Genomic DNA, 12,822 nt, shown 5'->3' on the forward strand with positions numbered 1-12,822 from the left:
AGGCCCGGGCTCGTCCCGGGCCTTCTGCGTTGCGAGTGTCATTCCGGGGCGGTGCGCAGCACCGAACTATGGTGCGCGATTGCGCACCTGAGAATCTCGAGATCCCCCGATGCGCAATTGCGCATCTGAGGTCTGGTCCTTCGGACCATCCCGGGATGACGGCTATGCCGTCACCACTTCAATTCGCGCATCAGCGCCTTCGGCGGGTGGCCGAACAATTCCATCACGGATGCCGGGTCGAGCTGGTCGAGACCTTCGAACTCCTCGGCATGGATGCCGCGGGTGACGAACAGGCAGTCGATGCCGAATTCGCGCGCGCCGGTGAGGTCGGTACGGACGGAATCGCCGATCGCCAGCACGCGTCTGCGGTCGATCTGGTGGCCCTGGCGTTCGCCGGCCAGCGCCATCGCGCGCTCGTAGATCGGCCGGTGCGGCTTGCCGTAGAAGATCACCTCGCCGCCGAGCTCGCGATAGAGCTCGGCGATCGCGCCGGCGCAATAGATCAGCCGGTCGCCGCGTTCCACCACGATGTCCGGGTTGGCGCACACCAGAGTCAGCTTGCGCTCGCGCGCCTTTAGCATCATGCCGCGATAGTCTTCCGCCGTCTCGGTCTCGTCGTCATAGAGGCCGGTGCAGACGATGTAGTCGGCCTCTTCCAGCGGTGCGGTCACCGCATCGAGGCCGCGATAGATCGAGTTGTCGCGCTCGGGGCCCAGCCAGAACATCTTGCGGCCGGGATGCTCGGCGACATAGAGCCGGGTCAGATCGCCCGACGAGACGATCGCGTCATAGGTCTCGTCGGCGACGCCGAGCTTGCGCAATTGCCGCTGCACGGAGTCGGCGGGGCGCGGTGCATTGGTGATCAGGATCACCGTACCGCCGCGGCTGCGATAGGTGTGCAGCGCTTCGCAGGCTTCGGGGAAAGATTCCAGGCCGTTGTGAACCACGCCCCAGATGTCGCTGAGCACGACGTCCACATCGCCCACGAGCTCGCGCAGGCTTTCGGCAAAATGCAGCGTGGTCATGATGCGCACGGCCGATCAGATGCGGCGCGCGAGCGCCGCGTTGCCGGTGATGCGTTGTGCTGGAGGAGCGGCTGACGTCGCGCCTGGGCTGGGTGTGCCGGAGACATTGGATCCCTGAATGTCCTGCGCCTGGTTCGGCGAGGCCCCGCCGGTAGCAGATGCCCCCTCCGGCCGCAATGGCCGGGGCGGCGCGAACAGGAACCCCTGGCCGAACCGCACGTCATAGTCGAGCAGATCGACCACGGCGCGCTCGCCCTCGATCCGCTCGGCGATCAGGTCGATACCGAAGCGGCCGAGCAGGTCGGAGAGGTCGGACGGGTGGATGTCCGAGGTCGAGGCCTGCCTCGGGTCGAGCAACAGCGTGGCCGGCACCTTGATGAAGCGCACGCCGCGGTCGGCGAGCTCGCGCGGCTCGATGCGCAGATCCGTGACATGGTCGATCGAGAAGCGGAAGCCGCGCTGGGCGAGCGCGGCGAGGTTCTCGGACTCGGCCGGGCCGAGATTGCGGAAGGTCGACTGCTTGAACTCCAGCACCAGCGACGGCGCCAGCGCCCGGTTGGCTTCGAGGAAGTCGAGGCATTGCGCGAAGGTGGTGGAATTGCCGAGCGTGGAGGCCGCGACGTTGCAGAACACGCCGACGTCCTTGTTGCGGACCATCAGGCGGCGCAGCACCTGCACACAGCGCAGCATCACCATGTTGTCGACACGCCCGATCAGGCCCGAGGCCTCCGCGATGCTGATGAACTCCTCGGCGGCGATCAACTGGTCGCGCTCGTCGCGGACCCGTGTCACCGCCTCGTAGAACCGCACTTTGCGCTGCGGCAGCGTCACCATCGGCTGGAGGAAGATGTCGACGCGGTTCTCGTCGATCGCGCTGCGCAGCGTCGCCAGCAATTGGGTCTGGTTGCGTCCGTTGGCAGTCTGAACCGGATGGGCGGCTTGGGCCTGAGCTGCCGGTGCCGGCCGCGGCTGCGCTGCGGGAGGCGGGGGAGCCGCGAGAAGCGGTGGTGGCGCCACCGGCCGCTCCCCGAGCGGCGCGATCAGGTCGATCGGTGCTTCCGGTTCCGCCCTTGCGACCGGAGCGGGAGAGGGCGGCGTCGCGCCGGCCAGCAGGTCCTCATGGGTCGACACGGTGGACGCGAGCTGCCTGACCAGCCCGCCGAGCTCGTTGATCTCGCCGACCACCGACTGGATACGGTCGGAATTGGTCGAATTGGACGAGGCGATGCGCCCTTCGATCGCAGCCAACCGGCGGCCGAATTCGGCCACCTGGCGGGCGAGGTCGGCGGTGCCGCGCGAGAGGTCGGCGATCTGGCCGCCGACGTCGCTGCGGTCGCGCAGCCGCATCGATACCGCGTTGTAGAGGATCAGGAAGGTCAGCGCGGTCAGCGCCACGATCGCGGATTCGGTTCCGCTGATGCCGGCGACCGCGTCGAGCGCCAGCCCGAGTGAGGCCGCGACCAGAACCATGCAGATGGCGATGAAGATCGTCGAAATGCGAATCATGCCGCGCGTTACGCCTCAAGAGCTGACTGCCTCACCCGGGAAAACACGGGTTACTGTGCGAACCCGTCACGCCTCATGCTCCCCCAAGCCGCGTGACCCTAACATCATTGTTGATTCGAGGGGATAGCGGTCCGTTCGCGGCGAGGTCAGGCCGGAGCGGCGGCGCCGACCGTATCCGCAGAGACCGCCTCGCGGCTTCCGAGCGGCCTCGGTTGCCCGGTGGTCGTGTCGCGCAGGGTCTGCCGTTCGATCTCCGAGTTCAGCTCGGCGCCGAACATGATGACGATCGCGGACATCCACATCCACATCATCAGGCCGATCGCCGCGCCGAGCGAGCCGTAGGTGGCGTTGTAATTGGCGAACTCGGACAGATACCAGGACAGCAAGGCAGAGCCGGCAATCCAGAGCAGGGCGGCCGCCACCGCGCCGAGGCTCAGCCATTGCCAGCGCGGCGCATCGCGGCTGGGTGCGAAGCGGTAGAGGATGGCAAGCGCCACGAGCAGGATGAGGAACAGGAGCGGCCATCGTGCCAGCGCCACGATCAACTTGCTTTCGGGCGCCAGGCCGAGATGATCGAGCGCGAGTGGGAAGGCGACGACGGCGCCCACCATCAGCAGCAGCGCCACGATGCCGCCGGCCGTGAAGGCCAGCGACACCGAGTTCAGCCGGATGAAGCTGCGCTTCTCGCGTTCCTCATAGGCGACATTGAGGGCATCGAAGATCGATTTGACGCCGGCATTGGCGCTCCAGATCGCAAGCAGGAGGCCGAGCAGGAAGGTGACACCAAGCGTCGTATTGCCCTTCGACACCACACGCGCGACCTGGTCCTCGACGATCTGGAACGAGCCCTCGGGCAGCATCGTCGCAAGCGTTTGCAGATTGGCGCTGATCGTCGAGGGATCGGCGAACAGGCCGTACGATGAGACCAGCGCGGTGACTGCGGGGAAGATCGCGAGCAGCCCGAAGAACACGACACCGCCCGCCGTGGCGAGCAGGCGATCGTCGTCGATGCGCTGATAGGTACGCCAGAAGATATCCTTCCAGCCGGCCCAGGGGATAGCGAGGGGACTCTTCGCACCGCGGCCATGGCCGGGCTGGACGGCCGCACGCGCCGGGCTCGTTTCCGGTGCATTCGCCTCGCCATTGTGGTGGTCTTGCGGAGGCCCCGGCCGGACCACGCCGGGGTCCTGGAAGTAGCGCTCGGCGGTCAGCACGAAGACGGCCGTGGTGGCGATCAGCAGCCAGGAGTCGAGCTGCCCTGAGCGCCGCGCGGGCATCTCAAGCGTCCAATCCGTGCCCGTGCCGTCTCCGACGCGCGGCCGTGAAGCCCAGCAGCCCGACGGCTGCGAGCATCAGACCCAGCTGCACGGGACGGTTGGCGCGCACGGGCCGGGTGTTGCCGCCATGGCTGCGTTCGCCGGGTGCGAGCGGCGCCAGGGGAATCGTCGTCGCGACCTCTTTCACCGCCTGCTTGACCGTTCCGCGCGGAATCCGCGGGGTGGCGATCGCAACGCGCAGGCGGCTGGCCAGCGGCACGATCGGCTTGTCCCGACGGTTCATCTGGGCCAGAGCCGCGCCGCCGCAGCATGCAGCCAGGACCAACAGCACGGCGCCGACGGCACCGAAGCCCCAGAACTGTCCGTAGGTGATCGCGATCCAGCGGTACAGGGCGACCAGGCCGACAAAGAAGGCCGCGATCAGGAACAGCCCGGCCACTGCGAACAGGCCGGCCGCGACCGCATAGGACGTCGCCCGTCCCGTGGCCTGGCTGGTGCGGTCACGCAAGTAGGACCGGGCGGCACGCTTGAGATGGTTGAGTTTCAGCGCCACGCCGACGCGCAGCAATTCGCCCGATGGCGCGAGCATGCGGACATCCTCCGAGAGCGAGACATTCGTCGGGGATGAACGTGACGGGATTTGACTTGTTCCGCGCGGAGTGCCGCCGCGGCGGCCGATCAGTCGAGATCGGCGGCCGCGATCCAGAATACCTCGCCTTCGGAGTCTTCGGTGTCCAGCCAGAGCAGCGGCAGTTCCGGGAAGGCCTCGTCGACCAATTCGCGGCCGCGGCCAATCTCGCAGATCAACCCGCCGTCCGGCGTCAGGTGCTCAGGGGCGTCGCGCAGGATCCGGCGCACCACGTCGAGACCGTCGACGCCGCCGTCGAAGGCAAGCTTCGGCTCGGCTCGGCATTCCGGCGGCAAGGCCGCCATGCCTTCCGCATCGACGTAAGGCGGGTTGGTGATGATAAGGTCGTATCTGTTATCGCCGAGCGGGGCGAACAGGTCGCCGCGATGGAGCGTGACCCGCTCATCGAGCCCGTGCTCCCCGACATTGCGCGCGGCGACTTCGAGCGCGCCCTTGGAGATGTCGACGGCATCGACCGTTGCATTCGGGAAGTGATACGCGGCGAGGATGGCAAGGCATCCCGAACCCGTGCAGAGGTCGAGCACGCGCTCGACGGCCGTGGGGTGGTCGATCAGCGAGCCGGCCTCGCCGTCGCCGCCGAAATGCGAATCCAGCAGTTCGCCGATGTAGGAGCGCGGGACGATGACGCGCTCGTCGACATAGAAGGGCAGGCCGCGCATGTAGATCTTGTTGACGAGATAGGCGGCCGGTTTGCGCGTGGTCACGCGCTGATGAATCAGGTCGAGGAGGGTCTTGCCTTCCGCGGCGGTGACGCGGGCGTGGGCAAAGGCCTCGAACTGGTCGGGATGCAGATGCAGGGCCTCGCAGACCAGGAAGGCCGCTTCCGCCACCGGATCGGTGGTGCCGTGCGCGAAGGCGAGCTTGGCTTCATTGAAGCGGCTCACGGAATAGCGGACGTAGTCGATGAGCGTGACAAGCTCGCCGCGGCCGACCTTCGCAAGTTTTGGCGCGGCGCGGCCGCGCGCGGTCTTTTTCGAAGCTCTTGCCATCAGGATTTCGTCCAGCGTGCGGCGGCCTCGTCATCACGGGCGTGGGCCTCGACCCAGCCGGTGCCGGTGGCGCTCTCTTCCTTCTTCCAGAACGGCGCGCTGGTCTTGAGATAGTCCATCAGGAACTCGGCCGCCTGGAATGCGGCCTGACGATGCTGCGAGGCGGTCAGCACCAGCACGATGTTCTGGCCGGGCATGAACCGCCCGACGCGATGGATGACCGTGACGCCGTTGAGCGGCCAGCGCGTGGTTGCCTCGTCGACATGACGCTTGATCTCTTCCTCGGCCATGCCGGGATAATGTTCGAGCGTCAGCGCGGCGATCTTCGCGCTATCCTCGTCGCCGCGGCAGATGCCGGAGAAGCTCACGACCGCGCCGATGTCGGTCCGGCTCCTGGTCAGGAGCGCGATCTCGCGCGCAATGTCGAAATCGTCCTCTTGAATACGGATGGTGACGGGGCCGGTGGTCGCAGGGGAAGTCATGGGCCTAGCCGCCGGTCATCGGCGGGAAGAACGCGATCTCGCGGGCGCCCGCGATTGCGGCGTCCGACTTGACATGGGCATGGTCGATCGCGGCGCGGATGACCTTCGGCTTCTCGAACGCATAGGCATAGGCCTCGCTCCGGCCGGACAGCCAGGCGATCAGCTCCTCGACGGTGCGCACGGTCGCGGGCGGCTCGATGGTTTCCTCGGCCTTGCCGACGCGTTCGCGCACCCAGGCAAAATATTTCACCTTCATACCTCATCCTCCTTGATGAGGTGATGGATGCCGGAGCGGAAATAATCGTAGCCGGTGTACATGGTGAGGATCGCCGAGGCCCACAGCAGCAAGAGGCCGATCTGGGTTACGACGGGCACGACCTGGTCGCCGGCCTCGCCCGCGAGCAGGAAGCCGATGGCGACGAGCTGGACCGTGGTCTTCCACTTGGCAAGCTTGGTGACGGGCACGCTGACGCGCAGCGCGGCGAGATATTCGCGCAGGCCCGAGACCAGGATCTCGCGGCACAGGATCACGATGGCGGCCCACAGCGACCAGCCATGGATGATACCGTCGGCGGCCAGCATCAGTAGGCAGGAGGCGACCAGCAGCTTGTCGGCGATCGGATCGAGCATCCGGCCGAACGCCGATTGTTGATTCCAGATCCGCGCGTAATAGCCGTCGAGGTAATCGGTGACTGCCGCCGCGATGAAAATGGCGACCGCGACCCAGCGCAGCCACAACGGCTGATCCAGAATCGACTGCGCGTAGATGCACCCGACCACGACCGGGATCGCGGCGATCCGGCCATAGGTCAGGATGTTCGGGAGGGACATCGCGCGGCTGGTCGTCCCTCGTGTCGTGGCGATGTTCATCCGTCCTACCAATACCGCTCAAGCCTGAAGGTCAACCGTCCCGCTCCCAAATGGGGTGCAGGATGCGACGACCATATGACTGCGGACCCCTTAGTTCACCCCGGCTGGGGATGGAAATACTCGAAAATCCTGCGGGCGCTTTCGGCGCTCACCCCCGGAACCTTGCCGAGATCGGCGATCGAGGCCCGTTCGATCTCCTTCAGGGTTCCGAAATGATGCAGCAAGGCACGTTTGCGTGACGGGCCGATGCCCGGAATCTCCTGCAAACCGGCCTCGCGGATGTCCTTCTTGCGCAGCTTGCGGTGCGAGCCGATGACGAAGCGGTGGGCCTCGTCGCGCAGACGCTGAATGAAATAGAGCACGGGGTCGCGCGGCTCGAGCTTGATCGCCTCGCGCTCCGGCATGAACAGGGTCTCGCGGCCGGCATCCCGGTCCGGCCCCTTGGCGACCGACATCAGCGACACCTGGGTCAGGCCGAGATTTGCAAAGATCTCCCGGACGGCGTTGAGCTGGCCGCGGCCGCCGTCGATGATCACGAGGTCGGGCCATTGCGGAAAATCGTCGTCCTTGACCTTGGCGCCCTCCTCGGGCGGATTGATGAGGCGCTTGAAGCGGCGCTCCAGCACCTCGCGCATCATGCCGTAGTCGTCGCCGGGCGTGAGCCCTTCCGACTTGATGTTGAACTTGCGGTACTGGTTCTTCACGAAGCCGTCCGGGCCCGCGACGATCATGGCGCCGACCGCATTGGTGCCCTGGATGTGGCTGTTGTCGTAGACTTCGATGCGCTTGGGAGCATGCGGCAGGCTCAACGTCGTCGCCATGGCGTCGAGCAGGCGGCCCTGCGTCGCGGTGTCCGCGAGCTTTCGGCCCAGCGCCTCGCGCGCATTGGTCAGCGCATGGGCGACGAGCTCCTTTTTCTCGCCGCGCTTCGGCGCGGTGACCTCGATCTTGTGGCCGGCCTTGATCGACAGCGCGTTGGCAAGCAGCTCGCTCTCCTCGATCTCATGCGAAAGCAGGATGTTCTTCGGCGGCGGCTTGTCGTCGTAGAACTGGGCGAGGAAGGAGCTGAGCACTTCTTCGGGCGTAAAGGTCTTCTCCGCGCGCGGGAAATAGGCGCGGTTGCCCCAGTTCTGGCCGGTGCGGAAGAAGAACACCTCGACGCAGGAGAAGCCGCCCTCCTGGTGGATGGCGAACACGTCGGCCTCCTCTACCGTGCGCGGATTGATGCCCTGCTGCGACTGGATCGCCGACAGCGCGGCAAGGCGGTCGCGGTAGAGCGCGGCGGTCTCGAATTCGAGCTCGTTGGCCGCCTTCTCCATCTCGCCGGCGAGCTCCTGCTTCACCGCATGGCTCTTGCCGGAGAGGAAGTCGGTCGCCTCGCGCACCAGGGTCGTATAGCCGGGGAAATCGATCTCGCGGGTGCAGGGACCGGCGCAGCGGCGGATCTGGTAGAGCAGGCAGGGCCTGCTGCGGCTCTCGAAGAAGGAATCGGTGCAGGAGCGGATCAGGAACGCGCGCTGCAACGCCGTGATGGTGCGGTTGACGGCACCTGCGGAGGCGAACGGGCCGAAATAGCGTCCGGGCCGGGTCTGCGCTCCGCGGTGCTTCAGGATCTGCGGCGCCCAGTGGTCGCCGGTGATCAGGATATAGGGAAACGACTTGTCGTCGCGCAGCTGCACGTTGAAGCGCGGCCGGAGCTGCTTGATGAGGTTGGCTTCCAGCAGCAGCGCTTCGGTCTCGGTGTTGGTCGAGACGATCTCCACGGTCACCGTGGCGGCGATCATGCGCAGGATGCGCGCCGGCTGCGGCGCACTCTGGCGCGCGTAGTTGGACAGGCGCTTTTTGACGTTCTTGGCCTTGCCGACATAGAGCACGTCGGCATTCGCGTTGAGCATGCGATAGACGCCGGGCGAGGTCGGCGCGAGCCGGACCGCGCGCTCGATCGCCTCGTGGCCGCTCGCCAGCGGTTCTTCGCCGACTGCGCCGGCCTCGTGGCCGCTCGCCAGCGGTTCTTCGCCGACTGCGCCGCTCTCTTCCAGGATGTCAGGCAGAAGCGCGTCGTCCTCGTCGTCGCCGCCCGTGGTGGCGGGATCGAGGTCCGGCGGTGCCGTCTCCTGGGGCGGGGCATCCAGTGCTGTGCCGCGCCTTGATTTGCGAACGCGGGTGTCGTCCGGATCGTCGGTGGAATCGTGAACCATGGGACGAATTTAGGCGCTGGGGGGACCGATTTGAAGTTCCGGCCATGCTGCACGCACAGGATGGCGGCGCAGTTCCCGGTAACGCTTCCTTAAGTCTGTTAAGCGCGCGGTAACGGGTCTTAACAGCCCTTTAACTTAAAACTCTCGATAAATCTTACGCGAAAAGGTCTTGGTTCCGTAACCATGCGACATGGCGCGGCGGCGCCGGCATCGCACCGGTTGCGGCAGTTGCGTTGGAGTGTGTGATGAAGAGGCTCGTTGTGGGCGCAGCCGCGTTGGTTGCCGCCGGCTGGACAGCTTCGGCAGAGGCCGCCGATCTCAGTTACGGGCAGCGTGCCCCCTATACCGTCAACCAGCCGCTGAACGCCTATAGCTGGGCCGGTCCGTATCTCGGCGGCAACATCGGCTATGAGTGGGGCTCGGTCGACAACAATCCCTCAAAGCCGTCCGGCTTCGTCGGCGGCATTCAGGCCGGCTACAATTTCCAGAACGGCCCGTGGGTGTTCGGCGTCGAGGGCGACATCCAGGCCGCTGGCGCCGACGACACCTTCGCGCCCTGGAAGTTCTCCAATCCGTGGTTCGGCACCCTGCGCGGCCGCGTCGGCTATGCCTTCAGCAACGTGCTGTTCTACGGCACCGCCGGCCTCGCCTTCGGCGAACTGCGCGCGCAGACCTTCGGCTGGACGGAGTCGCACACCAGCGCCGGCTGGACCATCGGTGCCGGTGCGGAAGTCGGCCTCGCGCCGAACTGGAGCGCCAAGCTCGAATATCTCTACATCGATCTGTCGACGAGTCAGTTCGCAATTACAGGCGTGTCAAACGGCTATACCGCCAGCGTTGTGCGCGCAGGCGTCAACTATCACTTCTGATAGCCAAATAAGAAAATACCGGACAATAACCTCCCGGCCGCTCGCGGCCGGGACTTTTTTTGCGCCAGGTTTTTTTGCGTCAGGCCCGCTAGGAGAGGATGACCAAATTGACCGCCTTCGGTCCCTTCCCCTTCTTGTCCGGTTCGACTTCGAAAGTAATACGCTGTCCTTCGGCAAGGTCCTTCAGTCCCGCTCGCTCCACAGCAGTGATGTGAACGAAGACATCGCGACCGCCGTCATCCGGCTTGATGAAGCCGTAGCCGCGCTCGCCGTTGAAGAACTTGACCGTTCCCGTCATGGCCATCGGGAAACTCCCCCTCATTGCTCCTCCGTCGTGACGCAGACTCACGTCACGACATGACCGGGCCGTACGGAGCCCGGGAGCTGGCCATCCTTGGGCGGACCTTTCGGTCCGGCCGGATCTTTCTTAGGCCTTCACTCCGCCGCAACCATTCGCGGAAGCGGAACGTAAAGCCAGTCACGGAAATAGCATAATACGGTTCTTTGCAGATTGACTACGGCTCCTGCATATTTTTCCCAAGAATGCCGGAGTGTTACGGCCTCGGCACCTCTAATCGGAATCTGGCAGCGCCGCCCTGGCCGAGCGGCATTTCGAGCTCGGGCAGGATCGTCTTGAGCTCGCCATGCAGCGTGTAAGGGGGATTGACGATCAGCAGTCCGGTGGAGGTGAGGGCTGCGCCGTCAAGCTGCGGCGCGGCACTGAACTCGAGGCGCAGGCATTTGCCCGGTGGCTTTGCTGCGGCTGCGAGCCGCGCCACGAGCTGTGCCAGCGCATCGGTGGCGCGCCGGCTCTTGGCCGGATACCAGATTACATAGATACCGGTCGGCCATTTTGCGAAAGCCTCCGAGAAGGCTTCGCCCAGCCGTTCGAACTCGTTCTTTGCCTCGAACGGCGGGTCGATCAGCACGAGCCCGCGCCGCTCCTTCGGCGGCACGAAGGCCGGCAGTGCCACCCAGCCGTCGAGATCGACCACGCGTGCCTGCTCGTCGCGGCGCAGCACGTCGATCAGCGCCTTGCGTGCCTTCGGCTCGAGTTCGCAGGCGACGAGGCGGTCCTGCGGCCTGAGCAGGCCGCGCGCGATCAGCGGCGAACCCGGATAGGCCTTGAGCTCGCCCTTCGGATTGAAGGCGCGGACGATGTCGAGATAGGGCTTTGTCAGCGCCGCGGTCTCGTTCGACAGGCGCGCCTGCATCAGTCGCGCGATGCCGGTCAGCCATTCGCCACCGCGCCGCGCCTCGTCGCTTTCGAGATCGTAGAGGCCGGCGCCGGCATGGGTGTCGATGACGCGGAACGCCCCCGGCTTGTCCTGCAAATAAGTGAGGATGCGCGCCAGCACGATGTGCTTGATGACATCGGCAAAGTTGCCGGCATGAAAGGCGTGACGGTAGTTCATGGCGGAGAGTTACGACATCGCGCGATGAAAGTAACTCCCGTCATTCCGGGGCGGTACGTAGCACCGAACTGCGCACCATAGTTCACGCTTCGCGTGCCCCGGAATGACGGAGCTGATTTAGCAGCTACCCACCCCTGATCGGCGGCATCGTCACCTGGTCGCGGCGGCAGGCGCGGCGGTCCATCTCCTCGCAGGCGCGGAATTGCAGGTCCTTGCTGAGGCAGATGCGGACCTCGGACAGCCGCGTCCGGTTGCAGGTGACCGAGACGGCGGCGCTGCCGAGGCCCGGATTGGCCTTGATGAAGGCCTCCTCGACGTCGGCAGGCGCCACGGTCTTGGCCTGCGACAATTCGAGATATTCGGCCGGAATCTTGATGGCGGCGCGCGCTTTCCTGATCGTCTCGAAATAGCTGCGGTCGGCGAGCCCCGAGCAGGTGCCGTGCTTGTCCCACTCGTTGAAGATCAGGCCCGGCGCCGGCATCAGGTCGAGCATCGAGGAGACGATGCTGCGGTTCAGCCGCGGCGCCGGCCGCTGGCAATATTCCGGGAAGCCGTTCTCATATTGCGGCCACAGCCCGTGCACCACGAAGGAATAGGGCCGGCCGCTGCACTGGATCTGGGAGCGGCCGCCGCGCTCCGCCGCCTCCTCGCAGAAGGAGGGCGACCACGAGAGCGACAGCACATAGAAATCGAATTCGCCGGGCGCGTTCTGCCGCCTGTCCTGAGCTTTCGCGACGCCCGCCGGCAAGACCAGCCCGGCGGCAAGGGGCAGGGCAAAGGTCAAGGTCAGCGAGATCATCAGGCGGGAGAACGAATGCAATCTGGAATGAAACATGGCGACGCCCCTCAACTAGACTGTGCAATCGAGCCTAGCAGGCGATGAGAACATTTCAAGAACAAAATTCGGGCGGCCCTCGTCAGGCCGCTGGCCCGGTCCGAATCAGGGCTGTCGAATTACTGCTTGGCGGCGCGACAGGCCGGATTGTAGGCCCAGTTGCGGTCGAGTCCGACCACGCACCATTCGACACCATTGCCGTAACCAGCGAAGCCGCCATCCTCGATGATCGAGAAATGCACCTTGCGCACCTTGCCGTCGTTCAGCATGGCCTCGCCGGTGCAATAGCGGCGCGGAATATTGTCGGACTGCCAGGGTCGGAACGCGGTCTCGTGCACGGCGGAGAAGCCGGTGATCTTCAACGAGGAATTCCAGAAGGCGCTTTCCTTCTCCCAGAACTGGGTGGCGATCGTCGGCAGCGCCTTGTCGCAATCTGCCACATTGCCGTCATAGCGCGGTCCGCTCAGCCAGAAATTCAGCTCCAGCGGATTGGCGGCCCTGGCCTCACCGAGCGACAGCGCCCCGAACATGAGGCCGAGCACGGCGGCAAAGCGGAGCGATTTCAGGGAGGTCGAGGCGCGCATGGGCAATCCAGACAGATGATCTGCGGAGGTCGGACGGTGCCGCGAAGGGCGGGTGAGGTCAAGTGCAGCGCGGCAACACTTGGCCAGGAGTTGACCAGAACGTCGCATCCGACAGGGCTTCAG

At 65.5% G+C, this 12,822-nt stretch carries 14 protein-coding genes; 1 reads left to right on the forward strand and 13 read right to left on the reverse strand.

What is annotated here, in order from left to right; translation table 11 throughout:
* Positions 1-170: 170 nt before the first annotated feature.
* From AB5K84_RS08305 to uvrC, 9 genes are all read right to left on the reverse strand, one after another.
* Positions 171-1,025, reverse strand: a complete 855-nt coding sequence (locus tag AB5K84_RS08305) for a TIGR01459 family HAD-type hydrolase (protein ID WP_028174657.1) — start codon at positions 1,023-1,025, stop codon at positions 171-173.
* 15 nt (positions 1,026-1,040) lie between these two features.
* On the reverse strand, positions 1,041-2,531 hold the full coding sequence (locus tag AB5K84_RS08310; RefSeq protein ID WP_011090210.1) for an EAL domain-containing protein: 1,491 nt from the start codon (positions 2,529-2,531) through the stop codon (positions 1,041-1,043).
* Between the two features lie 146 nt (positions 2,532-2,677).
* On the reverse strand, positions 2,678-3,808 hold the full coding sequence (locus AB5K84_RS08315) for a YihY/virulence factor BrkB family protein (RefSeq protein ID WP_011090209.1): 1,131 nt from the start codon (positions 3,806-3,808) through the stop codon (positions 2,678-2,680).
* A 1-nt stretch (position 3,809) separates the two neighbouring features.
* Positions 3,810-4,397: a phage holin family protein gene (locus AB5K84_RS08320; RefSeq protein WP_011090208.1), complete on the reverse strand. Its 588-nt coding sequence runs from the start codon at positions 4,395-4,397 to the stop codon at positions 3,810-3,812.
* Positions 4,398-4,486: 89 nt separating this feature from the next.
* Entirely contained in the window at positions 4,487-5,446 is a 960-nt protein-coding gene (prmB, locus tag AB5K84_RS08325) for a 50S ribosomal protein L3 N(5)-glutamine methyltransferase (protein WP_011090207.1), read from the reverse strand.
* On the reverse strand, positions 5,446-5,928 hold the full coding sequence (locus tag AB5K84_RS08330; RefSeq protein ID WP_011090206.1) for a molybdenum cofactor biosynthesis protein MoaE: 483 nt from the start codon (positions 5,926-5,928) through the stop codon (positions 5,446-5,448). The genes prmB and AB5K84_RS08330 overlap by 1 nt, the downstream gene beginning before the upstream one ends.
* Positions 5,929-5,932: 4 nt before the next feature.
* A complete protein-coding gene (gene moaD / locus AB5K84_RS08335) occupies positions 5,933-6,184 on the reverse strand; it encodes a molybdopterin converting factor subunit 1 (RefSeq protein WP_011090205.1) in 252 nt (83 codons plus the stop codon).
* A complete protein-coding gene (pgsA, locus tag AB5K84_RS08340; RefSeq protein WP_011090204.1) occupies positions 6,181-6,798 on the reverse strand; it encodes a CDP-diacylglycerol--glycerol-3-phosphate 3-phosphatidyltransferase in 618 nt (205 codons plus the stop codon). The genes moaD and pgsA overlap by 4 nt, the downstream gene beginning before the upstream one ends.
* A gap of 95 nt (positions 6,799-6,893) precedes the next feature.
* Positions 6,894-8,996, reverse strand: a complete 2,103-nt coding sequence (uvrC, locus tag AB5K84_RS08345; RefSeq protein WP_441232386.1) for an excinuclease ABC subunit UvrC — start codon at positions 8,994-8,996, stop codon at positions 6,894-6,896.
* A gap of 245 nt (positions 8,997-9,241) precedes the next feature.
* Here uvrC and AB5K84_RS08350 point away from each other — a divergent pair, with 245 nt between their 5' ends.
* A complete protein-coding gene (locus AB5K84_RS08350) occupies positions 9,242-9,865 on the forward strand; it encodes an outer membrane protein (RefSeq protein WP_038967292.1) in 624 nt (207 codons plus the stop codon).
* Positions 9,866-9,953: 88 nt separating this feature from the next.
* On the opposite strand, the gene AB5K84_RS08355 is transcribed toward AB5K84_RS08350, so the two are convergent.
* The 4 genes from AB5K84_RS08355 to AB5K84_RS08370 form a co-directional block, all read right to left on the reverse strand.
* The gene (locus AB5K84_RS08355) at positions 9,954-10,169 is read right to left on the reverse strand and encodes a cold-shock protein (protein ID WP_008544396.1); all 216 of its coding nucleotides are present in this window, start codon (positions 10,167-10,169) and stop codon (positions 9,954-9,956) included.
* 250 nt (positions 10,170-10,419) lie between these two features.
* Entirely contained in the window at positions 10,420-11,280 is an 861-nt protein-coding gene (locus tag AB5K84_RS08360) for a 23S rRNA (adenine(2030)-N(6))-methyltransferase RlmJ (RefSeq protein ID WP_011090201.1), read from the reverse strand.
* Between the two features lie 124 nt (positions 11,281-11,404).
* Entirely contained in the window at positions 11,405-12,115 is a 711-nt protein-coding gene (locus AB5K84_RS08365; RefSeq protein ID WP_011090200.1) for a ribonuclease T2 family protein, read from the reverse strand.
* 119 nt (positions 12,116-12,234) lie between these two features.
* Positions 12,235-12,699, reverse strand: coding sequence for a hypothetical protein (locus tag AB5K84_RS08370; RefSeq protein WP_028174664.1), 465 nt, complete (start codon positions 12,697-12,699; stop codon positions 12,235-12,237).
* Positions 12,700-12,822 lie beyond the last annotated feature (123 nt).

Source organism: Bradyrhizobium sp. 1200_D9_N1_1 (assembly GCF_052075915.1).
Taxonomy (GTDB): domain Bacteria; phylum Pseudomonadota; class Alphaproteobacteria; order Rhizobiales; family Xanthobacteraceae; genus Bradyrhizobium; species Bradyrhizobium diazoefficiens.

Excerpts from the sequence above, each read along its gene's own strand:
- AB5K84_RS08320 (WP_011090208.1), bottom strand. The coding sequence starts at position 4,397 with ATGCTCGCGCCATCGGGCGAATTGCTGCGCGTCGGCGTGGCGCTGAAA.
- uvrC (WP_441232386.1), bottom strand. The coding sequence starts at position 8,996 with ATGGTTCACGATTCCACCGACGATCCGGACGACACCCGCGTTCGCAAA.
- AB5K84_RS08330 (WP_011090206.1), bottom strand. The coding sequence starts at position 5,928 with ATGACTTCCCCTGCGACCACCGGCCCCGTCACCATCCGTATTCAAGAG.
- AB5K84_RS08365 (WP_011090200.1), bottom strand. The coding sequence starts at position 12,115 with ATGTTTCATTCCAGATTGCATTCGTTCTCCCGCCTGATGATCTCGCTG.
- AB5K84_RS08315 (WP_011090209.1), bottom strand. The coding sequence starts at position 3,808 with ATGCCCGCGCGGCGCTCAGGGCAGCTCGACTCCTGGCTGCTGATCGCC.
- AB5K84_RS08370 (WP_028174664.1), bottom strand. The coding sequence starts at position 12,699 with ATGCGCGCCTCGACCTCCCTGAAATCGCTCCGCTTTGCCGCCGTGCTC.
- moaD (WP_011090205.1), bottom strand. The coding sequence starts at position 6,184 with ATGAAGGTGAAATATTTTGCCTGGGTGCGCGAACGCGTCGGCAAGGCC.
- AB5K84_RS08350 (WP_038967292.1), top strand. The coding sequence starts at position 9,242 with ATGAAGAGGCTCGTTGTGGGCGCAGCCGCGTTGGTTGCCGCCGGCTGG.
- AB5K84_RS08305 (WP_028174657.1), bottom strand. The coding sequence starts at position 1,025 with ATGACCACGCTGCATTTTGCCGAAAGCCTGCGCGAGCTCGTGGGCGAT.
- AB5K84_RS08360 (WP_011090201.1), bottom strand. The coding sequence starts at position 11,280 with ATGAACTACCGTCACGCCTTTCATGCCGGCAACTTTGCCGATGTCATC.
- prmB (WP_011090207.1), bottom strand. The coding sequence starts at position 5,446 with ATGGCAAGAGCTTCGAAAAAGACCGCGCGCGGCCGCGCCGCGCCAAAA.
- pgsA (WP_011090204.1), bottom strand. The coding sequence starts at position 6,798 with ATGAACATCGCCACGACACGAGGGACGACCAGCCGCGCGATGTCCCTC.
- AB5K84_RS08355 (WP_008544396.1), bottom strand. The coding sequence starts at position 10,169 with ATGGCCATGACGGGAACGGTCAAGTTCTTCAACGGCGAGCGCGGCTAC.
- AB5K84_RS08310 (WP_011090210.1), bottom strand. The coding sequence starts at position 2,531 with ATGATTCGCATTTCGACGATCTTCATCGCCATCTGCATGGTTCTGGTC.